The sequence below is a fragment of the Brachybacterium halotolerans subsp. kimchii genome (assembly GCF_020792675.1).
In the GTDB taxonomy this organism is placed as follows: domain Bacteria; phylum Actinomycetota; class Actinomycetes; order Actinomycetales; family Dermabacteraceae; genus Brachybacterium; species Brachybacterium halotolerans.
On sequence record NZ_CP086254.1, the window covers coordinates 2,056,532 to 2,082,806 of the forward strand.

Here is a 26,275-nt window from a genome sequence, read left to right on the forward strand (position 1 = left end):
CCGCTTGAGGCCGGGCATCGGCCTCGGGCATGATGGCCGACATGTTTACGAACGCTCCGAGCCGAGAGGTCGCCACGACGGCGGCCCGCTCGATGATGCGTTCGATGATGATGTGCATGTGCATGATGCACCGTCAGCCGAGCCTCTGAGCGCTCGAGAATCCTCCGGGGTCGGCTGACAGGAGCCGGCCGGAAGGCGCGGGCTCCAGGTGCCGGCCGGGAGCACAACCCAGCGATCCGCGAACCTGACGCGTCGATCGGAACTGGGATCCCGGGTCCCCACCCGTTGCACCAGGCGTGCACGAACCCGGAGAACGCATCATGAGCATCACCCTGAACAGTCCTGTCACCCAGACCCGCACCCCGCAGAGCATCGCCGGCCAGAGTCCGGCCGGCCGCGTCGAGCGCCCCGCGCACGACCGCGGACCCCGCGCCCTGCGTCCGCAGCACACCGGCCGTCCCGCCTTCCGCGCCCCCGGCGTCGCCGGGCAGTCGGCCGGCTCGTCCGCCCTGGCCGCTGCGGCGGAGTCCGACCAGGTCACGCTGACCCTCACGGTCACGCTGCCGGCCGGTACGCCCGACGTCGAGGCCGCCCAGATCGCCGACGCGCTGCGCGCCAACGCCCGTCGTCTGACGGCCGGCCGCCGCGCCTCGGCGAGCGTGGGCGTGCGCTCCCCGCGCCCCTTCTCCCCCACCGGGGAGGCCGAGGCCGCGAGCACCGCACCCACCCTGCGGGCCCTCCCGCCGCGCACCCAGGACGGCGAGGCCGCGCAGCCCGAGCGCACGCGCCGCACCGGCGTCGTCTCGCCGAACTCCCCGGCCCGTCGGGACGCCGAGGCGGCACGCCAGCGCCTGCTGCGCGCCACCGCCGTGAGCCCGAACGTCGCCCCCTCCGCGAGCACGGACTGCTCGCTGGTGATCGACCTCTTCGGCCGCCGCGTGCGCATCGACGGCGAGGACGTGGACCTCACCTACAAGGAGTTCGAGCTGCTCGCGCACCTGGCGCGCGGCGCCCGTCGGATCATCGGCCGCGACGAGCTCATGGAGTCCGTGTGGGCCGACGCCTCGTCCGAGACCGGTGAGCGCACCGTCGACGTGCACGTGCGCCGCGTGCGCGCGAAGCTCGGCCGCTACCGCCGCCTGATCTCCACCGTGCGCGGCGCGGGCTACCGCCTGGACACCGGAAGCGACGTCGCGATCCTCGACTGATCGCGCACCTCTCCCGGTCCTCCACCGCAGACCCCCACCCGAGGACCATCGGCCCGGACCGGCAGCCGCTCGTCCGGGCCGATGCATTCGGTGACGAGCGCTCGTCGTCGTCCCAGGTCCGGGAAAGTCGAGGATCCGGGACGAGTCAGAATCCGGGAAGAGCGAACGGCCCGGAGCTCACATCGACGCACTGTCGGGGCTCACGGGCCGTTCGCGATGCCAGTCGTCCCTCAATGGTGGTGGGTGCGGACGACCAGGCAACACGGGTCCACCGATATCGGGGGGAACGTCGGAGGACCCGTTCGTCGCCTCCCGCGAGGGGGATCGAGGAGGCGACGTCCGGGACGATGCTACGGGTCGCGGCGAGCGGATGTAAACGCGAACATGCAATGCTTTGCATGCTTTTGCGCGGCCATGACCAAGTCGGGATTGCCGTTGTCTCCAGCACGTGTCCACCGGTCAGGCGCTTGGCGTCTCGTAGAGTGGAGCATGGCCCCGCGCGCACCGCGGGCGTGTCGACCACCGCAGTGAGGGAGAGCCCATCCATGATCGCGCAGGCGCGCATCGACTCCGACCGGTCCGCGACCGTCCACCTGGCCGATGAGGAGATCGGGATCCACGGGGAGCACATCTCCGAGGTGCGGGCGAACGTCAAGAGCGTGTTCATCGACGCCGCGCGTCGTGCAGGGCGCGACCTCGACGTCGTGATCGTCGAGCCCGACGCCACGCACCATCTGCGCGTGGAGCCCTCGGGCCGCATCAGCACCCGCGAGGCCGACGACCGGCCGCTCTTCGGCCCGTCCGCAGGCGGCGCCGGCCACGGGGCGGGCTCTGTCACCGCACCCTCCTCCACCGCCCCCTCCGCCGCGCACTCCTTCTCCGCGAGCTCCTTCGACGTCGCCTCGTTCGGGCAGCACGCCTTCGATCCCGAGGGCGACGTCGAGGCGACCGCCGTGCACCCCGCTGTCCCCGAGGGCTCCACCGCGGACAGCCCCTCCTGGATCCCGCCGTCGCTGCTCGGCGAGGAGACCCACGAGGCACACGAGGCGCAGGACGAGCAGAACGCCCAGGACGCCCAGGACGCCCAGGACGAGGTCGTCTCTGGATCCGTCCCCTCGGCTGCGCCGACCACGACCTCGGCATCCGGCGCGTCGGCCGCGCGGACTTCCGCATCCTCGGCCGAGCAGGCTCCCTCGGCGCCGGTCGCGCCGGCCCCCGCTCCCTCGGCCGCGTCGCCCGCCGAGCCCGCTGACCAGACGGGCCCAGCGGCACGTCCCGGCCACGGCCGCCGCGCCGCCGCGACGGCGGCGCCGCAGGCCCCCGCCTCCGCGCCGGCGGCGGACGCGCCGCAGGTGGCGGACGCGCAGCCGTCGGGCGAGACCCGTCGGCCCACGCTGCAGGACCTCCAGTCGGCCGGTCGTCAGCCGTCGCCCGCCCCGGCGACCCGCGGCTGGCAGGGCACTCTCACGCGACTGACCGGCGGGCGGATCTCCCCGCGTCCCGGCCGCGCCGAGCGCGAGGAGCGCGCCCAGCTCCAGCGCATCTCCCGCACCCTCGACGGCCCGAAGAACATCGCCGTCGTGAACCTCAAGGGCGGCGCCCACAAGACCACGGCCTCGCTCATGATCGCGGCGACGCTGGGCATGGCCCGCGGCGGCGGCGTGCTGGCCTGGGACAACAACGAGACCCGGGGCACGCTGGGCTGGCGCGGCGCGCCCGCCGAGCACCACCGCACCGCGATCGACCTGCTGCGCGACCTCGACCAGCTGCGCACCGAGCAGGCCACCGTCTCGGACCTCGACCGCTACGTGCGCCGGCAGGAGGCCACCCGCTTCGACATCCTCGCCTCCGACGAGGACCCGGGCTCCTCCGCCCTCATCGACGACGCCGCCTTCCGCGAGCTCGACGAGACCCTCTCGCGGTTCTATCGCCTCAAGGTCATCGACACCGGGAACAACGTGCGCGCCTCGAACTGGCTGGCCGGCGTGCAGTCGGCCGATCAGCTGGTCATCATCTCGACCCTGCGCGAGGACACCTTCAACGCCGCCGCCTGGATGATCGACGAGCTGCGCGCGACCGGTCTGGCCGAGCAGGTCGACCACGCCGTGACGATCCTGTCGCACTCCTCCGGCAAGAAGATGGACCCCTCGCTGCGCACCCAGCTGCACAAGCACTTCGGCGCGCACACCCGCGCGATCGTCGAGGTGCCCTTCGAGGAGCAGTTCGTGGACGGCGCGCCGCTGGACTTCTCGCGAATCCACCCGGAGACGCGGGCCGCGTGGCTGCGGGCGACCGCCGAGATCGTCGACGGCCTGTGAGGACGGGGCCCTCCGGGCCGTTCCTCCCCACAGGGCTCCCGTCCACCGCGCGCCCCGGACGTCGGAGGATGCGCGTAGGTTCGCCCTCATGCCGCTGAACCGCCTGCACCTGGTCGTCGACGACGACCTGGGTCCCGCGCTGTGGGTGCGGGTGCAGGCCGAGGGCGGCGGCTCCCGGCCCGCCGCCGACCTCACGGCCCTGCTCGACGAGGCGCCGAGCGGTCTCTCCGATGCCCTGTCCCGCGCGCTCGGCCGGCACGAGGGCCCGCTGCGCCACCGCGTGCGCGTGCGGGGACGCACGAGCGAGCATCGCGTGCCCGCGCTCCCGCTGGACGGGGAGGCGCTGCTGGACGTGGTCGGTGCGATCGGCGGCCTCGTGGCGGCGCGCACGGGCGCGCGCGCGGAACCGACGGGGCCGACGGGGTCCTCGGACACCGGGAGCGAGGTGGCCGCCGTGATCGGGCCGCTCGTGGAGGCCGGCACCTCCCTGCGACTGTCCGACCAGGTCATCGCCATGCCGGACCTGCTCACGGCCGTGGTGCTGGACCTGCATGCCAAGCGCCTCGTCGCCGCGCGGCACGTGCGGGTACGGATCCTCGAGCGCTTCGGCCGCCCCTGGGCGCGCTGGACGGCCCTCGAGGACGATGCCCAGCCGCTGCTGCATTCCCTCGTCGACGCCCGCGCGCGCGAGGCCTTCGCCCGGCACGTCGGCTCCCGGCGGCGCGCGGAGACGGAGACGTCGGAGGACGACGCCGCGAAGGATCCGACGGCCCTCATCTCCTCGCTGTCCGCCCCCTCCGCGGACGCCCCTGTGCGGGCCGATGTCCCGACCCAGCGGCGCCTGCAGGCGGCGCTCGATGCGTTCATCGACTCGGGGCGCGCCCGCGTGCACCTCTCCTCGACCGGCTCGGAGCTCGTGGTGCGCCTGCACGAGCCGCCGCTGGGCACCGCGTGGCCGCTGCAGACCTGCCTGCGCGACGCAGACGGGACGGTGCGGCCCGTCGCCGACCTGCGCGCCGTGGGCGACGTGGGCGTGGAAGGGGCCGCGGAGGCGTCGGCCGAGGTCATGCGGCTCGCACCGACGGTGCGCGAGGCCGCCGTCGACGACACCGGCGTGGACTGGCTGCTCACCACCGCGCAGGCCTCCGCCTTCCTCGCGCATGACACCGGGGCGCTCGAGGCCGCGGGCGTCACCGTGATGCTTCCGCGCGAGTGGACGAAGCAGAAGACCCGTCTGCAGGCCGTCGTCGGCGAGCAGGAGGCCGAGCAGGAGAAGACGGGCAGCGGCGTGGGCATGCAGGCCATGGCCCGCTTCGACTGGAAGATGTCGGTCGGGGACGTGGACCTCACCAAGGACGAGATCGCGGAGATCCGCGCCGCCCAGGCCGAGCTCGTGCAGCTGCGCGGCCAGTGGGTGCGCCTGGACTCCACGACGCTGCGCGCCGCCGAGCGGTTCCTCGACGCGTTCACCGCGAAGAGGCGCGGGCGGGGCGACGGCGAGGGCGGTGCCGACGGCGGCGGCGCCGACGGCGGCGGCGCCGTCGACGGTGCGCGTCGGGCACCGACCCGTCGGCCCGACGCACCCCGGGATGCCGGGCGTCCCGAGCCGATCGCGGCGAGCGCCGGCAGCATGCACTGGGGCGAGATGTTCGCGCTGCTGGGCAGCGCCCAGGCCGAGGGCCTGCAGGTCCGTCTCCAGGCGGAGGATGCGGCGCCGGTGCCGCCGAGCGCCGGCGCCCCGGCGCGCGGACGCTCCAACGGTCTGCGCAACCTCGTGCCCGGTGGCCCCGGTCCCCTCCCCCTTCCGCAGCCCGAGCGCCTGGACGCCTCCCTGCGCGGCTATCAGCTCGAGGGCCTGAACTGGATGTGGGCGCTGCACGAACTCGGGCTCGGCGGGATTCTCGCCGACGACATGGGGCTCGGCAAGACCATGCAGGTCCTCGCGCTGCTGAGCCGCGAGCGGGAGCCCGATCCCGCCGCGGTCGCCCCCGAGGTGCGGCCCGCGCGAGTGCGCCCGCGCCCCGGGGCACGTTCGCGCACCCACGGAGCGGGCCCCGCTCCCGGGCCCACGCTGCTGGTGTGCCCGATGTCCGTCGTCGGCTCGTGGCAGCGGGAGGCCGCGCGCTTCGCCCCGGACCTCGCGGTGCACGTCCACCACGGCGGCGACCGCATCCGCGACGCCTCCTTCGCCGAGGGCGCGGCCGACGTGGACCTCGTGATCACCACCTACTCGCTGCTGGACCGGGACCTCGAGGTGCTCTCCCAGGTGCGCTGGCATCGGCTCGTGCTCGACGAGGCCCAGCACGTGAAGAACGCCGGCACGGCCGTGGCGAAGGCGGCACGAGCGCTGCGCGCCCCGCACCGTCTGGCGCTCACCGGCACCCCGGTCGAGAACCGCCTGAGCGACCTGCACGCCCTCATGGAGACCGTGAACCCCGGCCTGCTGGGCAGCGCCACCTCCTTCCAGGAGCACCTCGCAGGCCCGATCGAGAAGGACGGCGACGAGTCGGCGCTCGAGCGTCTGCGCGCCCTGACCAGCCCGTTCGTGCTGCGACGCGTGAAGACGGATCCGAGCATCATCTCGGACCTGCCCGCGAAGATCGACATGGTGCGCACCGTGAACCTCACCCCCGAGCAGGCCGGGCTCTACGAGGCGCTCGTCGGCGAGCTCATGGCCCAGATCGACGGCGCCGACCAGAACCAGCGCCGCACGCTCGTCGTCTCCACTCTCACCAAGCTCAAGCAGGTCTGCAACCACCCCGCCCACTACCTCGGCGACGGCTCCGGCATCCTGCGCGACGGCGAGCACCGCTCGGGCAAGCTCGAGTACGTCGACGACCTGCTCGGATCGGCCTTCGCCGACGGCGAGAAGGTGCTGCTGTTCACCCAGTTCACGACCTTCGGGCACATGCTCGTCCCGTACTGGCGCGAGAGGTTCGGCCGCGAGATCCCCTTCCTCCACGGCGGGGTGAAGAAGGCGGACCGCGACGCCATGGTCGCCCGCTTCCAGTCCACGCCCGGCGAGCCCGGGGCGATGCTGCTGAGCCTGCGCGCGGGCGGCACGGGGCTCACGCTGACCGCCGCCAACCACGTCGTCCACCTGGACCGCTGGTGGAATCCCGCCGTGGAGAACCAGGCCACCGACCGCGCCTTCCGCATCGGCCAGACCAAGGACGTGCAGGTGCGCAAGCTCGTGGCCGCGGGCACCGTCGAGGAGCGCATCGACAACGTCCTCGCCGAGAAGCAGACGCTCGCGGACCTCACCATCACGCCCGTCGAGAACGCCCTGGTCAACATGGACGCGGCGCAGCTGTGGGGCATGCTCGCGCTGTCCGACGGGGACGCACCGGACGAGCAGACCCCGAACGATCCGGCGCAGGGAGGTGGACGATGAGCATCCGCATGCGCTCGCGCCGCGGGCAGATCGGCGCCAGCTGGCAGGGCGCCGCCCTGCGCGAATCCCTCGAGAGCGTGATCAGCAGCGGCCGCAGGTCCTCCGGTCGGCGCCTCGCGCGCGCGGACCGCGTGCAATGGCTCGACGTCGCCCCGCGCCGCGCCCGCGCGGGGGTCCTCGACGACGACGGGACGATCTACGAGCCCGAGCTCGACGTCTCCGCCTTCGGCGCCGCCGACCGGCAGATCGTCGTCGACACGCTGCGCGCCCACCCCGAGCTGCCCGCGCTGCTGAGCAGCGGCACCTACCCGCAGGCGGTCGAATCGGAGCTCGACGCCCACATGGCGACCCTGCTGCCGGGCAGCGCCTCCGAGGTCACCCACGACTGCACCTGCCTGGACTGGCCCGGCCCGTGCGTGCACGTCGCCGCGCTCGCCTACGTGCTGGTCGAGGCGATCGACGAGGCCCCCGTGCACCTTCTGACCCTGCGCGGACTCACCCTCTCCGAGATCGCCCAGCCCGTCGCGACAGGCCGGGGTGCACGGGCCCTCGCCGAGACCGCCGGATCGTCGGACGCCGAGACCCCGCAGGGTGCTTCCGCTGCGGGGCGTTCGTCGGACGGGGTCGAGACGGACGGGGCCCCGACGGGAGGAGATGCGCCGGGGGCAATCTCGTCGGCCGGTTCTCCGTCGGCCGATGGCGCGGCGGACGGGTCAGCGGGCGAGAAGACAGCGGACGAGGAGACGGCGGGCGGCCGCCCCGCGAGTTTCGATCCGGCGATCGCCGATCCGACCCTGCTGCAGGATGCGCTGGGAGAGGAGGCATCCGCGATGCTCGCCTCGTTCTATGCCTCCGGCGCGGGATCCGCGGCAGACGAGGCCGCCGGCGAGGACTGATCCCCGCGCACCGCGCGTTCGGGGCCCGGGCCCCGGAGAAGAATCCGGGCCGGCGCGCAGAGGGGGTAGCGCGCCGGCCCGGCACTCAGGGAACCATCACGACACGACAGCTGTGCCGGATCGGGACGAGGGGGTGTCCGTCACGAGAATCATGGAACTCCTCCGACGTGGGAAACCACTGGTGCTTCCCTGTGCGTTCGCTATGTCGGGCGCTGCGCGGGCGCGCAACGGTGGGGCCTCGCGGCGTCACCCGCACCCCTAGAGTGGGAGCCATGCCCCTCACCACGTCCTCGCATTCCCCTGCCTCCGTCGACTCCGCCGCCGTCCTGCCCGACGAGGCGATCTCGCAGATCGACCGCCTCGCGCGCGACGCCGTCGAGAGTGATCGCACCGCCGGGGCGATCTGGGCGATCGTCGGCGGACACGATCATGAGACTGCTGTGCTGGCCGCCGGGGCAGCGGGTGAGCGCCGCCTGGCGGACGGCGAGCGCGCCCCGGACTCCGCGCCCATGGACCCCGCGACGATCTCCCGGATCGCCTCGATGACGAAGTCCTTCACCACGGCGGCCGTGCTGCGCCTGCGCGACGAGGGGCACGTGCGCCTGGACGACCAGATCTCCCGGCACGTGCCCGAGGCCGCGCACCTCGACCCCGTCACCCCGGACTCCCCCGCGATCACCGTGCGGGACCTGCTGAGCATGTCCGCGGGCCTGGTGACCGACAACCCGTGGGGCGACCGCCAGGAGGCCATGACCCGCGAGGAGTTCGCGGCGATGCTCGCGGGCGGACTCGGCCACGTGCACGCCCCCGGCACCGGCTTCGAGTACTCCAACACCGGCTTCGCGCTGCTGGGCCGGCTCATCGACGAGCTCACCGGCACCCCCTACGACCAGTACATCGCCGAGACCTTCGTGCGGCCCCTGGGCATGGAGGACACCGCCTTCTCCCGCGAGGGCCTCGACGCGGCGCGCATCGCCACCGGTCACCGCCTGGCAGACCGCGAGGACCGCACCCGCTTCGAGCCCGTCGACTTCGACTCCCCCGGCGTCTACGGGGCGATGGCGGGCCTGTACTCGACCGTCTCCGACGTGGCGACCTGGGTGCGCTTCCTCGCCGCGGCGGACGCGCCGGACGCCGCCGACCGCGACCAGTCGCTGCTGCGCACCTCCTCCCGCCGCGAGATGCAGCAGCTGCACCGCCTCCAGGACACGCCCTCGCTGCCCGCCGGGCTTGACGGCGCCTCCCCCGGATTCACCCACGTGCGCGGGTACGGCTTCGGGCTCGTCGTCGAGCGCTACCCCGACCTCGGCGAGATCGTCTCCCACTCCGGCGGCTACCCGGGGTACGGGTCGTTCATGGTGTGGCACCGCGACAGCGGCCTGGGCGTGGTGGTCCTCGCCAACAGCAAGTACGCGCCCGCGACGCGGATCGCGATGGACGCCCTGCGGGTCATCGACGCACAGGCCCCGCACCTGCTCGCGGCGCGTCTGCCGACGGCCGCGCCGCGCACCCTCGAGGCCGCGGCGGCGGCGCTCGACTGGCTGCGCGCGGGGATCGGGACCGGAGCGACGTCGAACGACGAGCGCGCCGACGACATCGCCGACGCCTGGTTCGCCGACAACATGAACCTCGACATCTCCCGCGAGGAGCGGCGCCGACGCCTCGAGACGGCCCTGCAGCGCTCGTGCCTGGGGGCGGGCGCCCTCGATGACCTGCGCGCCGAGGACGCCGAGGTGCTCTCGCGGGCGAGCGTGCGCTGGACCGTGCCGGGCGCCGCCGGCGACGACGCGGTCGGCGACGACTCCGCGGGGCGGCGCCGACTGCGCATCACGCTGCTCATGGACCCGAGGGCCGAGGCCCTCATCCAGTCCCTGGACACGCTGGCCCTCGACAGCACGGGCACGCCGGTCACCGCCGGCTGACGGGCCAAGGGGGCGCGGATAGGTCAGAGGAGGGTCACCAGGAGAACGGCCGTCGGTACCCCGATCACGACCGCGAGGACGGCGCCGACGCCCGCTCCCAGCAGGGTGGCGCCGCGTCCGCTCGGCCGGGTCGCCGGGGCGCGGATCGGGGCCGGTCGTGCGGACGTCCCCGCAGGAGCGGCTCCGTGGCCGACGAGTGCAGGCCCCGGCCGCTCACCGGTGCCGGCCGAGTGCGCACCCGGGGAGTGCGCGCCGGCCGAGCCGTGGGACGCGGACGCCTGCCCCGCCGGTGCCTGTGGAGGACCGTCCACGAGACTCCGGCCCGCCGCGTTCCGCGGCGTGCCTCCGTACGGATAGGAGCCGGGCCCCTGCGGACCCTGCTGCGGGGCGACCGGCGCGGCGTTCTGGCCGTGCCCCTGCTGTGGCACACGCTGCTGCGATGGCGGCCCAAGATGAGGTGCGCCCTGCTGCGGCTGACCCTGCTGGGGGCTGCGCTGCGGCATCGCCCCGGGCGGCGGGGTGAAGGCCTGCGAGACGCTGCCCTGGCGAATCTCCTCCATCGAGGGGCCGCTGTGCGCGGGCACCTCGGGACGCTTCGCGCCCGGGGCGTCGGGCGGGAGCGGCGGGAGGGTGTCGGGGATGCGCAGGGGCGCACCGTCGGCGAAGCCGAGCGGCAGACCGGGCGGCACGCGCGGCAGGTCCCGGCGCACGCTCGGGGCGTCCTGGTAGCGGCGCTCGGGCTGCGGGTCGAGCATCCTGCGGATCACGGCGGCGAGCTTCGGGGAGACGCCGCGCAGGCGCCGCGAGAGCTCCTCGGGCCGGAAGGCGCCGTCGCGCAGGGGGAAGGGCCCGTTCAGCGCGAACAGCGCGACGACCCCGCCCGCGTAGAGGTCGTGGCTGGGGTGCGGCTCGGCCATGGAGAACAGTTCGGGAGCCATGTATCCGGGGGTCCCGTTGATCATGCCCACGCTCGTGAAGCGCACGTCGGTCTCGTGCACGGCGATCCCGAAGTCCGCCAGGCGCGAGTGCGGCACACCCGGCCCGGTGGACTCCAGCATGATGTTCGCGGGCTTCACGTCGCGGTGGATCCAGCCGTGGGAGTGGACGTGCGCGAGGCCGTCGAGCAGCTGGTCCAGCAGCACCACCACGGCGGGCTCGCCGAGCGGCCCCCGCGCACGGACCATCGACTCGAGGGTCCCGCCGCTGGCGAGCGGCATCGCGATCACCACGTGCTCGTCCTCGGCGCCCCAGCCGTAGGGGGTGAGCAGGTGCGGATGGTCGAAGCTCACGCCCTTCTCGCGCACGAAGCGCATGAGATCGGCCGAGTCCCGCTGACGCAGCACCTTCGCCGCGCACAGGCGGCGGGTCTTGGAGTCCCAGGAGCGCCACACGGCGCCCGATCCGCCCTTGGCGATCAGGTCGATGAGCGCGAAGCGCCCCACGATGACGTCGGCCATGCTCTCCGGTTCCCTCCGTGCTCCCGATCCGCGGCTCTGCCCACGGCGGGAGCGCAGGTCCACAGTACGATGGATCGTGCGCGAGGTCAGTGCACTCGGCGTGCCTGTGGACGTGCTCGCGCGACGCGCGACGGGACGGGACGGGACGACATCGTGCGGCACAGCACCGCACGGCCCGGCACCGCGCAGAGCAGCACCGCACGACACCGCACAGCGAGAGGGGACGTCACATGGACTGGCTCATGGACTGGCTGACCGACCCCTCCGAGTTCGATCCCCTGGTGTTCGTCGTGCTCGTCGCCCTCACGATCCTGCTCACCCTCGGGAGCATCGTCTGGCTCGTGCTCGAGCGCGAGGAGCCGTCGGCCCGGCGCGGCACCTCGGACGACGCCGCCGCGGCCGCGGAGTCCTCCTCGCCCCTCGCCCGGATCGCCGCGCGCAGCGAGCGGGAGGCCGCGCGCGTGCGGCGCGAGATGGACGCCGACGCCGGCCGCGGATCCGACGCCCGAGGGGGTGCGCGCCGATGAGCGGCGATCCGGGGCCGGCCGCCGCTGCGTCTCCCGCTGCTCCCCCGCGCATCCGCCTGGCTCTCGCCGAGGACGCTCCCGTGGTGCTCGGCATCCGCGACGAGGCCATCCGCAGCTCCTCGGGCCTCTGGATCGACGAGGTCCCGGAGTCCGTGTCCTCCCGCGCCTGGTTCGACGCCCACCTGGACCGCGGCTCGATGCTCGTGGCCACGGGGGCCGACGACGAGGTGCTCGGCTACGCGTGCTTCTCCCCGTTGCGCGACTACGCGGGCTACCGCTTCACCGGCGAGGACTCGATCTACCTGCTGCCCGCGGCGCAGGGGCGCGGGGTGGGCCGCGCCCTGCTCGGGGCGCTCGTCGCGCATGCCCGAGAGCACGGCATGCACTCCCTGGTCGCGCTCGTCGAGGCCGGCAACGTCGGCTCGATCCGCCTGCACGAGCGCTGCGGGTTCCAGGAGGTGGGCCGCATGCCCGAGGCCGGCTTCAAGTTCGACCGCTGGTGGGACCTGGTCACGCTCCAGCTGCTCCTCTGACCGCTCGGCGCCGCACCGGGATCGTCACGTGCGGGAGCACCCAGCCCACGATCGGGCCGATCGCGATCGCATACACGAAGGTGCCCACGCCCACCGGCCCGCCCAGCAGCCAGCCCGCGACCAGCACCGTCGCCTCGATGCCGAAGCGCAGCGGGCCGACGGGCCGCCCGGTGCGGTGGTGCAGGCCCGTCATCAGGCCGTCGCGGGGACCGGGCCCCAGATGGGCGCCGATGTAGACGGCGTCGCTCACGGCGTTCAGCAGCACGCCGCCGAGCATCATCGTGATCGCGAGCGGCAGGCCGTGCGCGGGCGGGACGACGAACAGCGTGAGGTCGGTGGCCACGCCGATCCACAGCGCGTTGGCGAGGGTCCCGATGCCGGGGTGCTGACGCAGCGGGATCCAGGCGACCAGCACCAGGAAGCTCACCACGATGATCACCGTGCCCACGCTCAGCCCCGTGCGCTGGGCGATGGCCACGTGCAGCACGTCCCACGGATCCGCACCGAGCCCCGAGCGGATGAGCAGCGCGAGCGCCGCGCCGTACCCGGTGAGGCCGAGGAACAGGGACAGCAGGCGCAGCCCGAAGCGGCCCAGGTGGAACTGGTCGCGCAGGCTGACGTTCTCGAGAGCGGCGGGCATGCCTCCAGCATGCCTGTGATCGGCCCGGCGACGCCGCGAGGACGCACGCTCACGGGCCGCGGAGGTCAGTGGGCGGCGGCGCGGCGGCCTTCGTTGACGGGGGCGTCGAAGTTGAGTGCGTCGCGCACGAAGCTGATCTGGGCGCGGCGGGCGCACTGGGCGGCCGGTCCGCGCCAGACCAGCGGGTAGCAGTGCCAGCCGCCGGGCTGCTCGAGGTAGGTGACCTGGACGTCGGCGAGGCCGAGGGCGTCGCGCAGACGCTGGGAGTCGCCGAGCAGAAGATCCTGGTCGCCGACGGTCAGGTGCACGGGAGGCAGGCCCTGGAGGTCGCCGCCGAGCGGGCTGAGCCGCGCGTCGTCGAGCGGGAAGCCGTCCGCGTACATCGCCGCGCAGCGCGCGAGCAGATCCGGGCGCACCGCGGGGTCCTTCTCGATCTGCGCCGTGCGCCGAGGATCCTCGCCCGTGAGGTCCGCCCACGGGGAGGTCAGCAGCAGCGCGGAGGGCAGCGACTCGCCGCGGTCGCGGAGTGCCTGGACCACGGCGAGCGCGAGTCCGCCGCCGGCGCTGTCGCCGGAGAGGACCCAGTTCGGGGAGACCGCGTCGAGGTCCTCGAGGATGCCGAGCACTCCCTCGACCGCGTCGTCATAGGCGGCGGGGAACGGCATCTCCGGCGCCATCCGATAGTGGAGCATCGCGGCGGCCGCGCCGGTGCGTCGACGCAGGTCCGACAGCCAGTCCCAGTGGTTCGGGCTCTCGCCGTTCACGTAGGCGCCGCCATGGAGATGGATGACGAACCCGGCATTCGCGCGCGCACGATCGATCCAGGTCACGGGGATGCCGCGATGGCGCGACCGGGTCACCAGCGAGCGGTCGACGAGCTCGCGGTCGGGCTTCGTGGGGTGGTGGGTGCGGCGCACGTTGAGCTCGTAGAGGCCGATGGGCATCTGGGCGCTGATGAACGCGCCGACGCGCAGGGCGCGCGCCCCGGAGGCCTCCTCCTCGTCGACCTGCGGGACGGGGGTCTCGACGTGCATGGACTTCATGAGGGCATCTTCGCATGCGCTCTCGACCGCGCGGTGCGGACACCGCGTGACGCCGCGTGACGCCGCCCGATGCCGCGTGATGCCCGACCCGCCGGCCCCGTCGGCCCCGTCGGCCCCGCGTCGGATCTCAGGCGCGCTCGACGGCGTCGACGAGGTCGTCGTCCACGAGCCTGTTGGCGCTCGCCCGCCAACCGGCCACTCCCAGCAGCACCGCGCTCGCCACCAGCAGCCACAGCACGAGCGTCATCGAGCCGGTCGCCTGCAGCAGCGCGCCCATCACGAGCGGGCCGACGCCCGCGAGCAGGTACCCCACGGGCTGGACCATCCCCGAGAGCCTGGCCGTGATCGCGGGGTCGCGGGTGCGGCCGGGGATCATCGCGATCGCGGTCGGGAAGGCGAATCCGCCGATGCCCAGCAGCGCCGCCCAGGCGACGGGCGCGGCGGCCGGCGCGATGATCAGGGCGAGGTAGCCGGCCGCGGTGAGCACGCCGAAGGCGAGCGCGAAGACGCCCAGGCGCTGGGAGCGCGCGATCACCGTCGGCATCACGAGCCCGCCGATCATGCCCCAGGCGGCGACCTGCGAGACCGTCGCCCCGGCGGCGGCGCCGGAGAGTCCCGCGTCGGTGAGGATCTGCGGGAGGAAGCCGAACTGCGTGTACGCGTTCATCGACTGCAGACCGAACATGAGCGTGAGGAAGAGCGCGGTCGGCGAACGGCGCAGGGGGACGCTGCGCGCCGCCACGCGGGCGGCGGCCCGGGCGCGTGCGCGCTCCGTCGTCGCATCGGGGACCGCCGGGTCGGACGCGGACTCCTCGGGGGGCAGGACGCCGTCGGCCGCGCGCGGGAAGTCGTTGCCGACCTTCGCGAGCACCACGAGGCCGACGAGCACCGGCAGCACGGCGAGCGCGGTCCAGGCCTGCAGGGAGAAGCGCCAGCCGCTGCCCCCGGAGGCGAGCGGGACGGCGATCGCCGGACCGACGGCCGCCCCGACCGAGAGCAGCATCGAATAGGCGGTCATGAGCAGCACGGTCGAGCGTCCGCCGTGGTGCTTGACCCAGGCCGGCGTGACCACGTTGACGAGCGACGGCCCCATCAGCGCGACCGCGCTGAGCAGCACGAACAGCCCGAACGAGCCGGAGAGCGGGCGCAGGACCAGCCCGATCGTCAGCAGCGAGAAGGCGAGCACGATCGTCCCGGTGAGCCCGATGCGCCGGGACAGAGGCACCGCGAGCAGGCCGAACGCGCCGAAGCACAGGCAGGGCAGGGCGGTGAGCAGGCCGTCGGCCCAGGCACCCACGCCGTAGGCGCCGGTGATGTCCTCCATGAGCGGACCCAGCCCGGACGCGGCGGGCCGCAGGTTCAGCGAGATCGTCACCACGAAGACGATCGCGAGCGCGAGCCCGACGGCGCCCGCGGTGCGGCCGGACGCGGCGGCACGGCCGGACTCGGCGGGGCGCGTCGAGGCCGTCGGGAGGTCGGGATCGGGGGTCGAGGAGGAAGGGGTGTCCGGGGACGTCACCGGTCGATTCTCCCCCTCCTCACCCCCTCGCCGCGCATCGCCCCATACGCTGGACCGATGGAACCGATCCCCCGCTTCTGGGCCTCGCGCACCACCACCGTCCCCACTCGTCGCCGCGGCGAGGTCCCCGTGGACGTGTGGGGGTGGTCGGACCGATCCCGCGAGGACGCTCTCTCGCGCGCCGAGCGACGGGCGCAGGACCTCGCGGCGCGCGGCATCGAGGACACTCGCGCGGCCGAGTACTACCCCGGCCGGCCCGTGCGCGAGGAGATCCTCGAGGAGGTGCGCGGCGACGACGGCGCGCTGCTGGCCGTGATCACCCGCAACCGCTACGGCGCCGCCGTGCTGAACACGGACGCCGTGCTCATCGCGGATGTTGACCTGCCGGCCTCGGCGCTGGCACGGGGCCGACGGGGATCCGGGCGCGGTGCGGGCCCGGCTGCGGGCGCGGGCGAGGAGCGCCCGTCCCTGCTGGGACGCCTGTTCGGACGGCGGGCGCAGGCGTCCGCCGCTGCGGGCGACGATGCGGGCGCCGGGGCCGAGGCGCGCACGGCGACCGGGTCCGACGACCCGGCGGGCGTGTCCGATGCGCTCGACGCGACGCCCGAGGCGACGGCCGTGCGCGAGCGGGTCGAGGCCTTCGCCGGCGCCCACCCGGACTGGGGCGTGCACCTGCACCGCACCGCCGCGGGGTTCCGCGTGCTGATCAGCGGGACGGGTGCCGCGCCCGCGAGCGAGCGGGCCCGCGGCATCCTCGACGAGCTCGGCTCGGATCCGCTGTACGTCAGGCTGTGCGCGGCGCAGGGCTCCTACCGGGCTCGGCTCGTGCCGAAGCCGTGGCGGGTGGGCCGCGCGGCGCTGGGTGTGCACTGGCCGGCCGAAGGCCGGGCGGCCGACGAGTACGCGTCATGGGTGCGGGACTTCGAGTCCTCCTGCGCGGGCAGCGCTGCGTGCCGGCGCGTCTGGTGGAACGGCGTCGAGCCGACGAGCGATGCCGAGCGCCGGCTGCTGGCCCTGCACGACGAGCGCTCCGGCGCCGATTCCGGCCACGGGCTCGCATGAGCGTCGACGAGCACGCGGATCGGAACGGACCCGACGGACCCGTCGGCCCGGAGCGGAGCACCGAGCGCCTCGACCTCCACGTGCCCCGGCTCTCCGACCTGCCCGAGCTGCACGCCCTGTACGAGGACCCCCGGGTGTGGGAGCACTTCCCGCAGCTGCGGCACACGGACGAGCGGGACACGCGCGCGATGCTCGAGCGCTGGATCGCCCAGTGGGAGCGGGACGGCCTGGGCACCTGGATCGTGCGCCCCCGCGGAGAGGACGAGCTCCTGGGCAACGCCGGCTGCTCGCTGCGCGGGGCGGTCGACGAGGCGGCGCAGGGCGCGCGCTTCTGGAACCTCGGCTACCGCTTCCGCCCGGAGGCGCAGGGGCAGGGCTTCGCCCGCGAGGCGGCGCGGGCAGCGATCGAGGCGGCCCGCGCGGCGACCCCCGAGGTGCCGGTGGTGGCCTTCCTGCTCGAGCACAACGAAGCCTCCGCGGCGCTCGCACGGCGCCTGGGACTGGTGCAGCGCTACCGGGGACCCGATGCGGGGAACCCCGATCCCTCGGCGATCCGGCTCGTCCTCTCCGACCGGGAGCTCAGCGACGAGGAGCTGGTCGAGACCCTGCGGTGAGCGTCCCGTCCACGTGGCAGGGTCGACTTTCAGTCGCCGAGCAGCGCGAGAGGGACGACGGCGACCCCGTCCGCGCGCCGGTAGGCCTCAGGTCCCGTGGTGAGGACGACGAGGTCGGCGAAGTCGTCCCCGAGCTTCTCCCGCAGCCACAGCAGGTGGCGCACGTCGTGGTCGTCGACCGACCTCGCGAGCTTCACCTCAATGCCCACGATGCGTCCGTCGGGCCCTTCGACGATGAGGTCGACCTCGCGATCTCCGTTCCGGGTGCGCAGATGGCCCACGTGCGCATCGGCCGCAGTGGCCGACGCGCGGACGGACAGCGTGGCGAGCGATTCGAACAGCGGTCCCGCCATGTGCGCGCCCCGCGGGCCCATCAGCGTCTTCGCGCTCATCCCCAATGCCCTCAGAGCGAGGGCGGGATCCACGAGCTGGTGTTTGGGGGCCTGCTGCAGTCGTCCCAGCGAGATCCGTACGGGCTCCCACGCGGGTACGGGGTCGAGCACCCACAGCTGCGTCAGATGCTCTCGGTACGAGATCGTCGTCGTCTTCGCCGGCTGCGTCCCATCACCGCCCGTCGTGGCATCCATGATCTTGGCGTACGCGGTGGTCGACGACGACGCCGCCGCATAGGCGGCGATCCATCGGCGAAGCACTTCCGGGCGTCGCACCTTCAGTCCGACCTCGGGAAGGTCTCGATCGATGATCCTCAGGAGGTAGCTGTCCAGCAGGACGCGTCCGGCCCTCGCCTCGGCCCCCATGACTCCCGGGAAGCCGCTGCGCGAGAGGGCCTCCGCGTAGTCGGACGTCGTCCAGTCCGTCATCCCGGTGACCTTGGCGTCCCCCTCGCCGTCCATCATCGCTGCAAGGCTGACGGTCGGCTCGACGACACCTCTCTCGTGCACTGCCATGGGCCGCATCCGGAGCGAGACGATCCGGCCCGCACCACTGTGCGTCCCCTGCGCAGCGGACTCCGAGGCACTGCCGGTGAGGAGGAACCGGCCCGGGCGTGCCCCGGAATCCACTCGGCGCCGCACGACATCCCACACCTCCGGCAGCCATTGCCACTCGTCGAGAAGGACCGTGCCCTGGTCACCGTTCAGCAGCGACGGATCGGATGCCAGGAGCTCGCGCTGCGCGGGATCATCCAGCAAGTAGGCGCGGGATGCCCTCCGCAGGGCCGTGGCCGACTTCCCGACGCCTTTGGCCCCGTCGATCGCGATCGCGGGCAACGAAGGCATCAGCGCGTCGAGCGAGCTGTCGAGACTTCGTCGTCTGTAACCCACGATTTCCCCCTGACGTGCACATCTGACGCCACAAGGCCGCGCGTACGCTACCTTCAGCAGGACCTTTACGCTACCTTCAGCACGGACTCGACGCTACCATCAGCACGAGAAGGATCTGCAGGACACCCGGACAGGAGCGAGCCCCGCTCCACGAAGATTCCGGGCACGCACGCGTGCATCCCGACCCGCCGTCCTCATTTCTTCGGCGGCGCTCAGTGCCGCCGCGCCACCGCTCACCCGCCGGTGAAGCCGCCGCCTCCGGGCATGTCCTTGAAACGCGAGTAGTGGCCCTCGAAGGCCACGGCGATGGTGCCCACGGCGCCGTTGCGGTGCTTGGCGAGGATGAGGTCGGCCTCGCCGGCGCGCTGGGACTCCTTCTCGTAGTAGTCCTCGCGGTGGATGAGCACGATGAGGTCGGCGTCCTGCTCGATCGAGCCGGACTCGCGCAGGTCGCTCATCATCGGCTTCTTGTCCTGGCGCTGCTCGCTGCCGCGGTTCAGCTGGGAGATCGCGATCACCGGGACCTCGAGCTCCTTGGCCAGCAGCTTGAGCGCACGGGAGAACTCGCTGACCTCCTGCTGCCTCGACTCCACGCGCTTGCCGGAGCTCATGAGCTGCAGGTAGTCGATGACCACGAGCTTGAGGTCGTGCTTCTGCTTGAGCCGGCGGCACTTCGCGCGGATCTCCATGAGCGACATGTTCGCGGAGTCGTCCATGAACAGCGGCGCGTTGCCGATGCGACTCATGGCGCGCGCCATCGCCTGCCAGTCGCGGTCGTCCATCGAGCCGTCGCGCATCTTGCCCATCGGCACCTGCGCCTCGGCCGAGAGCAGACGCATCGTGATCTCGGTCTTGTCCATCTCCAGGGAGAAGATGACGCTGGTCTGGCCGTTGTGGATCGACGCCGAGCGCAGCACGTCCATGCCCAGCGTCGTCTTGCCCATCGCGGGGCGGCCGGCGAAGATGATCATCTGGCCGGGGTGCAGGCCCTGCGTGATCTCGTCGAACTCGGAGAAGCCCGTGGGGATGCCGGTGACCTGGCCGCCGCGGTTCTGCGTGGCCTCGATGACGTCGATGGTGCCGCCGATGACCTCGGACAGCGGCAGGAAGTCCTCGCTCTGGCCGCGCTCGGTGACCGCGTAGACCTGCGCCTGCGCCTCGTTGATGACCTCCTCGACCTCGCCGCCGTCGGCCGCGTAGCCGAGCTGGACGATGCGGGTGCCGGCCTCGACGAGGCGGCGCAGGGTCGCGCGCTCCACGACGATGTCCGCGTAGAAGCCGGCGTTCGCGGCGGTGGGGACCATGTCGATGAGGTCGGCGAGGTAGGCGCCGCCGCCCACGCGCTGCAGCTCGCCGCGCTTGGTGAGCTCGTCGGAGACGGTGACCAGGTCAGCGGGCTCACCGCGCGAGTAGAGGTCGGTGATGGCGTCGAAGATGACCTCGTGCGCGGGGCGGTAGAAGTCCGAGCCGCGGGCCTTCTCGACAACGTCGGCGATCGCGTCCTTGGACAGCATCATCCCGCCCAGCACGCCGCGCTCGGCGGCGAGGTCCTGGGGCGGGGTGCGCTCGAGTCCGCGATCGGGGCCGGGTTCGAAGGCGTCGTTCTGGGTCACCGGGACAGTCTAGGGAAGAGGGCCGACGCCGCCCGACGGGACTGTGGATCCACGCGGCTCGCATGTGGAGTCGCACGCCGCCCTTCCCAAGTCTTTGATCTTTCCACTACCGTGGGCGGCCACCGCCCGACGCCGGACGCTCGCCGCGGCGGGCGCGGGCCCGGGTCGACCCCCGCATCCGACGGAAGGACCCCTCATGGCCACCTCCACCGCACAGCGCCACTCGACCGCACGCGACCTCGGCCTGCTCGTCGCCCGCATCGTCCTGGGCGTCGTCTTCACGGCCCACGGCATCCAGAAGATCTCCGAGTGGGGACTGGACGCGACCGCGCAGAACTTCGCTGGCATGGGCGTGCCGATGCCCGAGCTCGCCGCCCCGGTCGTGGCGATCCTCGAGCTCGCCGGCGGCATCGCCCTCATCCTCGGCGTGCTCACGCCGTGGGTCGGGAGCCTGCTCGCGATCGACATGCTCGTCGCGGCTCTGCTCGTCCACGTGGGCTCGGGCGTCTTCGTCGACGGCGGCGGCTGGGAGCTCGTGGGCGGCCTCGGCGCCGGTGCGCTGGCGCTGGCCGCGACCGGCTCCGGCCGCCTCTCGCTGGACCACCTCTTCGTGGGCCGGCGCTCGGGCCGCCGCTCGGCGCGCGCCTGAGCCGCGCTCGCGCGACCACGCGACCAGCACGCGACCGATAGGACGACGGCCGATGGGCCGACGGCCCATCGGCGACGTCCACGGGGCACGATGGGTGCGGAGCGATCCGCGCTCCTCGTGCCCCGTCGCGTTGCAGGAGGTCCCGTCCCATGGCAGGTTCCGCACGATCCGAGCAGCAAGGCGGGCCCGCCCGCGTGGTCGTCGTGGGCGGGACGGGCACGATCGGCGCGAAGCTCGTGCGCCTGCTCGAGGCCGACGGCCATGAGGTGGTCGTCGCCTCGCCCTCGACGGGCGTGGACACCGTGACCGGTGCAGGCCTCCAGGGGGCCCTGCGCGGCGCGGACCTGGTGGTCGACACCTCGAAGCCCCGCTCCTTCGCACCCGAGGCCCTCGAGGCCTTCTTCACGACCGGGATCCACCGGCTGCTGGGCGCCGAGCGCGCCGCGGGCGTGCGCCACCACCTCTCGCTGTCCATCGTCGGCGCCGACCGCGCGCCCGACGTGCCCTTCTACCGGGCCAAGGCAGGCATGGAGCAGGAGGTCCGCGACGGCGGGATCCCCTGGACGATCCTGCACGCCACCCAGTTCTTCGAGTTCGCACGCGGCATCGCCGAGGCCGCGGAGCGCGCGGACGGCCCGGGCGGGCCCGGCTCCACGACCCTGCTCCCGCCGATCCAGGTGCAGCCGATCGCCGGCGACGCGGTCGCCGCGCATCTCGCCCGGCTCGTCGCCCGGATCCTCGGGGCCGACGGGAAGAACGGCGGCGACCTAGATATCGCCGGTCTCCACCGGATGTCCCTCGCCGCGTTCGTGCGCACCGCCCTCGGGGACGACGCGCCACCGATCCTCGAGTCATCCCGCGCCCCCTACTTCGGCGGCCTGATCAGCGAGGACACCCTTCTTCCGGGCCCGTCGGCCCGCCTGATCGGCCCCGCGCTGAGCGAGTGGACGGGCAGGGAGCGCGGCGTCTGCTAGGTCACGACGAGCACGCACGGGTTTGTGCCCAGCGCGCAGCGGCGGCACGATGGCGGCCCGTGAATGCCACCCAGCACCCGGACCGCACCGAGGCGGTCCCCTCCGCAGCATCCGGCGATCCCGCGGCCGCGCACCACGGCGGCCGCACGTTCTTCGGACAGCCCTGGCCGCTGATGAACCTGTTCAGCCTCGAGATGTGGGAGCGGTTCAGCTTCTACGGCATGCAGGGGATCCTCGCGATCTACATGTACTTCGCGATGACCCAGGGCGGTCTCGGGATCGACCAGGGCGTCGCGACCTCGATCGTCGGGGCCTACGGCGGCGCCGTGTACGTGTTCTGCATCGTCGGTGCCCTGGTCTCCGACCGGCTCATCGGCCCGCAGCGCACCCTGTTCGCGAGCGCCGTCCTGATCATGCTCGGCCACATCTCCCTGGCGCTGCTGCCGGGAGTCCCGGGCCTGGTCACGGGCCTCCTGTGCGTCGCGATCGGCTCCGGCGGGCTGAAGGCCACCGCCGCGACCCTCGTCGGCTCGCTCTACGCGGTCGACGACCCCAAGCGCGACGCCGGCTTCTCGCTCTACTACATGGGTGTGAACATCGGCGGCCTGCTCGGACCGCTCGTCACCGGCTTCCTCCAGCAGAACTGGGGCTTCCACCTGGGCTTCGGCGCCGCCGCGGTGGGCATGGCCGTCGGCCTGGTCTGGTACGTCCTCACCCGCGACTCCCTGCCCGCGAACGCGAACCGCGTGCCCGACCCGCTTCCCCGCTCCCGGTTCGTCCTGTGGGGCGTCATCGCCGTGGTCGCCGTGCTGCTCGTCGTGATCCTGGTGCTCGCCGGCGTGATCAACCCCGGCAACCTCGCGAACATCGTGGTGGGGATCTCCGTGGTCGCCGCGATCATCATCTTCGCGATCATGCTGACCAGCTCCAAGATCACCGCGACCGAGCGCTCGCGCGTCCTCGCCTTCATCCCGATGTTCATCGGCACCGCCGCGTTCTTCGCGCTCTTCCAGCAGCAGTTCACGGTGCTCGTCGTCTACGCCGACGAGCGGCTGAACCGCAGCATCTTCGGCTGGGAGATGCCGATCTCCTGGCCGCAGTCCTTCAACCCGCTGTTCATCCTGCTGCTCGCGCCCGTGTTCGCCGCGCTGTGGACGAAGCTCGGCCGCCGACAGCCCGGCACGCCGGTGAAGTTCGCGATCGGCATCCTGCTGGTGGGCGTCGCCTTCCTGCTGTTCGTGCCGATGGCTCCGGTCGCCGGCGTCCCGGTGCTGTGGGTCGCGCTGATCCTGCTGGTCGCGACGTTCGGCGAGCTCTCGATCTCGCCCGTCGGCCTCTCGCTCGCGACCCGGCTCGCGCCCGCCGCGTTCCCGGTGATGATGATGGCGCTGTACAACCTGGCCGTCGCGCTCGGCACCGCCCTGTCAGGCTCGCTGTCCACGCTCTACTCGGTGGACCACGAGGTCGCCTACTTCGGCATCACGGGCCTGGTGACCATCGCGGTCGGCCTCATCATGCTCGCGATCGCCAAGCCCGTCACCCGCGGCATGGCCGGGGTGCACTGAGCAGGCCACCGACCCGCGGGCGCCCCGGGCGCCCGCGGGTCGTCCGGGCCTCGCCGCGGGTCGACTGAGCCGCGCGGGTCAGGCGCGGGGGATGCCGGCCGCGTAGGCGGCCTGGCCCACGTGCTGGGCGGCGTCGTCGATGACGCTCACCAGCCGCGCGCCGCGCGTGACCGGCGGATCCCAGGCGTCGTCGATGACGACGCCGAGCTCGTCCTCGGAGAGGGTGCGCAGGTAGGCGATGAGCGCGTCGGTCGCGGCGCGCACGTACTCGGCGAGCAGGGCGCCGTCGGTGACGACGACGGAGTGGGCCTGGTCGGAGCTCTGGCCGTAGCCGACGGCGTCGCCCAGCTCACCGAGGTCGAAGCGCTCGCGGAAGCCTCCGCTGCGCCAGACCTCCTGCTCGCCGGACAGGTCAGCGAGCTGCACGTCGATCTCGCGTCCCGTGTGCCACAGCAGCCAGGCGATGGAGTTCGGGTGGCCGCCGGGATGCTGGACGAGCAGCTCGGGGGTGAGGGTGGGACGCAGGGCGTCGACGGCGTCCGCCGGGCGCGACGCGGCGTCGATGAGGATGTCGATGGCATTCATGTCCCTCACGCTACGCCCCGGGTCCGACGGACCGGTGAGCGCAGTTCCGACGGTCCGGAGAGCGCGGTTCCGACGGCCCGGCGGGCCCGGTTCCGCGCGGTGCGGGACGGGGACGACGGGCGGTCCGTCGGTCGATCAGTGGGGGTCGGACGGGAGCGAGGGGCCCGCGTGGCGGGGTGCTCCGCCCGATGACCAGTGGGCGATCTCCTCGGCGATCCGCACCGCCTCGTCCTCGCGGCCCAGCTGGCGCCAGGCGCGCTCGGCGCGGCGCGCGGCCTTGAGCGCCCGTGAGCGGTCGCCGCGGGCGGCGAGCATCGCGGCGTGGCGGTCCTCGAGGTAGGCGCCCCAGTAGGAGGCGCGCGCCTCGTGCCCCTCCGGCACGCGCTCCAGGGTCGCCATGGCCTCGCGTCGGGCCTTCTCGTACGGGGTCCGGGTCTTCGCGGCCGCCTCGCCGGCGCCGCCGGTCCTGCGGGTCCCGTCGGCCCCACCGGTCCCGCCGGTCCCGCCGGGAGCACCGGCGTGCCTGTCGCCGGCGTCGGCTACTGCCCTGAGCTCGGCGGCCGCGCGCAGGCCCTCGGCGATCATCGCGCCGATGCGGGCGTCGGCCTCGTGGTCCCAGAGCAGCGCATCGGGCAGGCTGCCCGTACCGCGCTCGGAGCGGACGCGGCGGACGACCTCGCGGGACGCGGCGGCGGCCTCCGTCGGCCGTCCCAGGTCCAGGGCGTGGCGCAGCACGAGGGCCTCCGCGTCGAGCTCGGCGCGGATGAAGCGCGGCCGCTCGGCGAGCGGGGTGAAGAGGTCGTCGGCGACCCAACGGGCATCCGCGGCGGCGAGGCGGAGCTGATCGAGCGCTTCGAGACCCTGCCCCTGCTCGTGGTGCAGCCGAGCGAGCAGGCGCGTCGCCTCGAGGCGCGAGCGGCGATCGCGCAGCTGCGCGCTCAGGGACTGCACCTCGCTGAGGGCGACCATGGCCCCGTCATAGCGGCGCGCGGCGACGCGCTGCGCACCGACCGCGAGCAGCGGCTCGATCCTCTGCTCGTCGTGCGGGAGCGTGCGCGTGAGGGAGGCCAGGCGACCGGCGGTGAAGGTCGCCTGATCCTGCAGGTCGCAGCGCACGAGTGCGCGCAGCAGCTCGGTGATGAGTCCGACGCGCAGCGGCGAGTCCTCGACCTCGCGCAGACCCTCGAGGGCCGCGAGCGCATGGCCGACGGCCGCGAGCGGGTTCTCCTCGAGCAGCGTCCGGGCGAGCACGGCGTGCGCGGAGACCGCCACGCGCGTGGCATCGGCGAAGCCGCCCTCGCGGGCCTCGAGCCGGGAGGCCTCGTCGAGGACGTCGAGGGCGAGGCGCGTCGCCTCCGGCAGCCAGCCGATCGCCTCGAGGTCCTGCGCGTAGCGCACGGCGAGCAGCGGCCCGGGATCGTCCACGAGCGGCACCTGCAGCTCCGGCAGGGCGACGAGAGCCTCGCGCAGGGCGCGCTGCTCGACGTCGACGGCGCTCGGCCTGGGCAGCTCGAGGCAGCCGACGACGGCGAGCAGACCGGACGGGATCTCGCCGCCATCGCGCCGACGGCGGCGGCGGCCGTGAGCGCCCGATCCCGAGCCCGACGGCGAGGCCGCAGAGGCGCGGGACGCGGCAGGGGCGGCGGAGGACGATGCAGCCGGACCAGGGCGGCTCGAGACGGGGCCGACGACGCGGGCCGGGGCGGCAGCCGCGGACGTGTCCGGCGGCGCGGCGGCCAGGCGACGCAGGTGGGCGCCGAGCACCTCGAGGGTCGCGCCTGCCTGCTCGGGGGCGCCGGCCTCCTCGATCGTCCGGACCATGTCGCGCACGAGCTCCTGCACAGCGATCAGGTCCTGGGGGCTCGTCGTCGCGCCCTGCCCGGCGCGTCCGTCGTGCGCCGTGAACACTCCCTGCGCCGCGAGGCCCTCGTGCGGGCCCTGCTCCTCGATGGCGGCGAGGGCCGCCATGAGCTGGGCACGGAGGAGCTCCAGCCGCTCCGACGGCGGCCCAGGGGCGTCGCGGAATCGCTCGGCGACGTACAGGGCCTCGGCGAAGCGCTCGGCGTGGACCAGGTCGCGCACGCGGACGGCGGCCTCGCGGATCCCACGGGGCGGCGGCAGCGGCGTCTCGGGGCCCCGCAGGGCCTCTCGCAGCCGGGCCAGCGAGGGCACCTGCACCGGGACCGCCGAGAGATCGGGGACGCTCTCGCCCGCACCGCCGGGTCGCGCGGCATCACCGGGTCGCGCGCCGTCACCAGGGTGCGCCGCTCCGGTCCCGGAGGACGCGGAGCGGGGAGCTGTCATGGGGGCAACTTACCAAGGAGCGCCGCCCAGGGTCTTGTCGGCAAATGCGTCGACGGGACTCGCGGACAGGGCGCACGCCACCTCCCACCCCGTGTCCGCTTCGTCCGGTTCCGTCGGTGCGCCACGCCGCCGCGCGTCGGCCCTCGTCAAGGGCGGATCACGCGGGGTC

At 73.6% G+C, this 26,275-nt stretch carries 20 protein-coding genes; 12 read left to right on the forward strand and 8 right to left on the reverse strand.

The window, feature by feature from the left end:
* Positions 1-320 precede the first annotated feature (320 nt).
* The 5 genes from Bra3105_RS09340 (at position 321) to Bra3105_RS09360 (ending at position 9,738) form a co-directional block, all read left to right on the forward strand.
* Positions 321-1,208: a winged helix-turn-helix domain-containing protein gene (locus Bra3105_RS09340; protein WP_228356450.1), complete on the forward strand. Its 888-nt coding sequence runs from the start codon at positions 321-323 to the stop codon at positions 1,206-1,208.
* A 545-nt stretch (positions 1,209-1,753) separates the two neighbouring features.
* Positions 1,754-3,526, forward strand: coding sequence for a chromosome partitioning protein (locus Bra3105_RS09345; protein ID WP_228356451.1), 1,773 nt, complete (start codon positions 1,754-1,756; stop codon positions 3,524-3,526).
* Between the two features lie 88 nt (positions 3,527-3,614).
* Positions 3,615-6,920: a DEAD/DEAH box helicase gene (locus tag Bra3105_RS09350; protein ID WP_228356452.1), complete on the forward strand. Its 3,306-nt coding sequence runs from the start codon at positions 3,615-3,617 to the stop codon at positions 6,918-6,920.
* Positions 6,917-7,816, forward strand: coding sequence for an SWIM zinc finger family protein (locus tag Bra3105_RS09355; protein WP_228356453.1), 900 nt, complete (start codon positions 6,917-6,919; stop codon positions 7,814-7,816). Before Bra3105_RS09350 ends, Bra3105_RS09355 begins: the two co-directional genes overlap by 4 nt.
* A 272-nt stretch (positions 7,817-8,088) precedes the next feature.
* Entirely contained in the window at positions 8,089-9,738 is a 1,650-nt protein-coding gene (locus Bra3105_RS09360; protein WP_228356454.1) for a serine hydrolase domain-containing protein, read from the forward strand.
* 23 nt (positions 9,739-9,761) lie between these two features.
* Here the strand turns inward: Bra3105_RS09360 and Bra3105_RS09365 are convergent, their stop codons facing one another.
* The gene (locus Bra3105_RS09365) at positions 9,762-11,195 is read right to left on the reverse strand and encodes a serine/threonine protein kinase (RefSeq protein ID WP_228356455.1); all 1,434 of its coding nucleotides are present in this window, start codon (positions 11,193-11,195) and stop codon (positions 9,762-9,764) included.
* A 230-nt stretch (positions 11,196-11,425) separates the two neighbouring features.
* Between Bra3105_RS09365 and Bra3105_RS09370 the strand changes: the two genes are divergently transcribed.
* A complete protein-coding gene (locus tag Bra3105_RS09370) occupies positions 11,426-11,722 on the forward strand; it encodes a hypothetical protein (RefSeq protein WP_200503347.1) in 297 nt (98 codons plus the stop codon).
* Complete coding sequence (locus Bra3105_RS09375) at positions 11,719-12,255, forward strand: GNAT family N-acetyltransferase (RefSeq protein ID WP_228356456.1); 537 nt, start codon at positions 11,719-11,721, stop codon at positions 12,253-12,255. Before Bra3105_RS09370 ends, Bra3105_RS09375 begins: the two co-directional genes overlap by 4 nt.
* On the opposite strand, the gene yczE is transcribed toward Bra3105_RS09375, so the two are convergent.
* The 3 genes from yczE to Bra3105_RS09390 form a co-directional block, all read right to left on the reverse strand.
* Entirely contained in the window at positions 12,233-12,895 is a 663-nt protein-coding gene (yczE, locus tag Bra3105_RS09380) for a membrane protein YczE (protein WP_228356457.1), read from the reverse strand. The two genes, Bra3105_RS09375 and yczE, sit on opposite strands and share 23 nt — an antisense overlap.
* Positions 12,896-12,960: 65 nt before the next feature.
* Positions 12,961-13,938 carry an alpha/beta hydrolase gene (locus tag Bra3105_RS09385; protein WP_228356458.1) on the reverse strand — a complete coding sequence of 326 codons (978 nt, stop codon included), beginning with the start codon at positions 13,936-13,938 and terminating at the stop codon, positions 12,961-12,963.
* A gap of 127 nt (positions 13,939-14,065) precedes the next feature.
* Positions 14,066-15,457, reverse strand: a complete 1,392-nt coding sequence (locus Bra3105_RS09390; protein WP_228356459.1) for an MFS transporter — start codon at positions 15,455-15,457, stop codon at positions 14,066-14,068.
* A 57-nt stretch (positions 15,458-15,514) separates the two neighbouring features.
* Between Bra3105_RS09390 and Bra3105_RS09395 the strand changes: the two genes are divergently transcribed.
* Both Bra3105_RS09395 and Bra3105_RS09400 read left to right on the forward strand, forming a co-directional pair.
* Positions 15,515-16,519 (forward strand): hypothetical protein, encoded by a 1,005-nt coding sequence (locus Bra3105_RS09395; protein ID WP_228356460.1) that lies wholly within the window; start codon positions 15,515-15,517, stop codon positions 16,517-16,519.
* Positions 16,516-17,133 carry a GNAT family N-acetyltransferase gene (locus Bra3105_RS09400; RefSeq protein ID WP_228356461.1) on the forward strand — a complete coding sequence of 206 codons (618 nt, stop codon included), beginning with the start codon at positions 16,516-16,518 and terminating at the stop codon, positions 17,131-17,133. The genes Bra3105_RS09395 and Bra3105_RS09400 overlap by 4 nt, the downstream gene beginning before the upstream one ends.
* A 29-nt stretch (positions 17,134-17,162) precedes the next feature.
* Here the strand turns inward: Bra3105_RS09400 and Bra3105_RS09405 are convergent, their stop codons facing one another.
* Positions 17,163-18,371 (reverse strand): ATP-binding protein, encoded by a 1,209-nt coding sequence (locus Bra3105_RS09405; protein WP_323188808.1) that lies wholly within the window; start codon positions 18,369-18,371, stop codon positions 17,163-17,165.
* A gap of 278 nt (positions 18,372-18,649) precedes the next feature.
* The gene (dnaB, locus tag Bra3105_RS09410; protein ID WP_200503355.1) at positions 18,650-20,029 is read right to left on the reverse strand and encodes a replicative DNA helicase; all 1,380 of its coding nucleotides are present in this window, start codon (positions 20,027-20,029) and stop codon (positions 18,650-18,652) included.
* 196 nt (positions 20,030-20,225) lie between these two features.
* On the opposite strand from dnaB, the gene Bra3105_RS09415 reads away from it, so the two are divergent.
* The 3 genes from Bra3105_RS09415 to Bra3105_RS09425 all read left to right on the forward strand — a co-directional run bounded on the left by Bra3105_RS09415 (position 20,226) and on the right by Bra3105_RS09425 (position 23,217).
* Complete coding sequence (locus tag Bra3105_RS09415; RefSeq protein WP_228356463.1) at positions 20,226-20,678, forward strand: DoxX family protein; 453 nt, start codon at positions 20,226-20,228, stop codon at positions 20,676-20,678.
* Positions 20,679-20,827: 149 nt separating this feature from the next.
* Positions 20,828-21,652 carry an SDR family oxidoreductase gene (locus Bra3105_RS09420; RefSeq protein WP_228356464.1) on the forward strand — a complete coding sequence of 275 codons (825 nt, stop codon included), beginning with the start codon at positions 20,828-20,830 and terminating at the stop codon, positions 21,650-21,652.
* Positions 21,653-21,711: 59 nt separating this feature from the next.
* A complete protein-coding gene (locus tag Bra3105_RS09425; RefSeq protein WP_228356465.1) occupies positions 21,712-23,217 on the forward strand; it encodes a peptide MFS transporter in 1,506 nt (501 codons plus the stop codon).
* A 78-nt stretch (positions 23,218-23,295) separates the two neighbouring features.
* On the opposite strand, the gene Bra3105_RS09430 is transcribed toward Bra3105_RS09425, so the two are convergent.
* Both Bra3105_RS09430 and Bra3105_RS09435 read right to left on the reverse strand, forming a co-directional pair.
* Positions 23,296-23,802, reverse strand: a complete 507-nt coding sequence (locus Bra3105_RS09430) for a mycothiol transferase (protein ID WP_228356466.1) — start codon at positions 23,800-23,802, stop codon at positions 23,296-23,298.
* A gap of 135 nt (positions 23,803-23,937) precedes the next feature.
* Positions 23,938-26,106: a hypothetical protein gene (locus Bra3105_RS09435; protein ID WP_228356467.1), complete on the reverse strand. Its 2,169-nt coding sequence runs from the start codon at positions 26,104-26,106 to the stop codon at positions 23,938-23,940.
* Between the last annotated feature and the right edge of the window lie 169 nt (positions 26,107-26,275).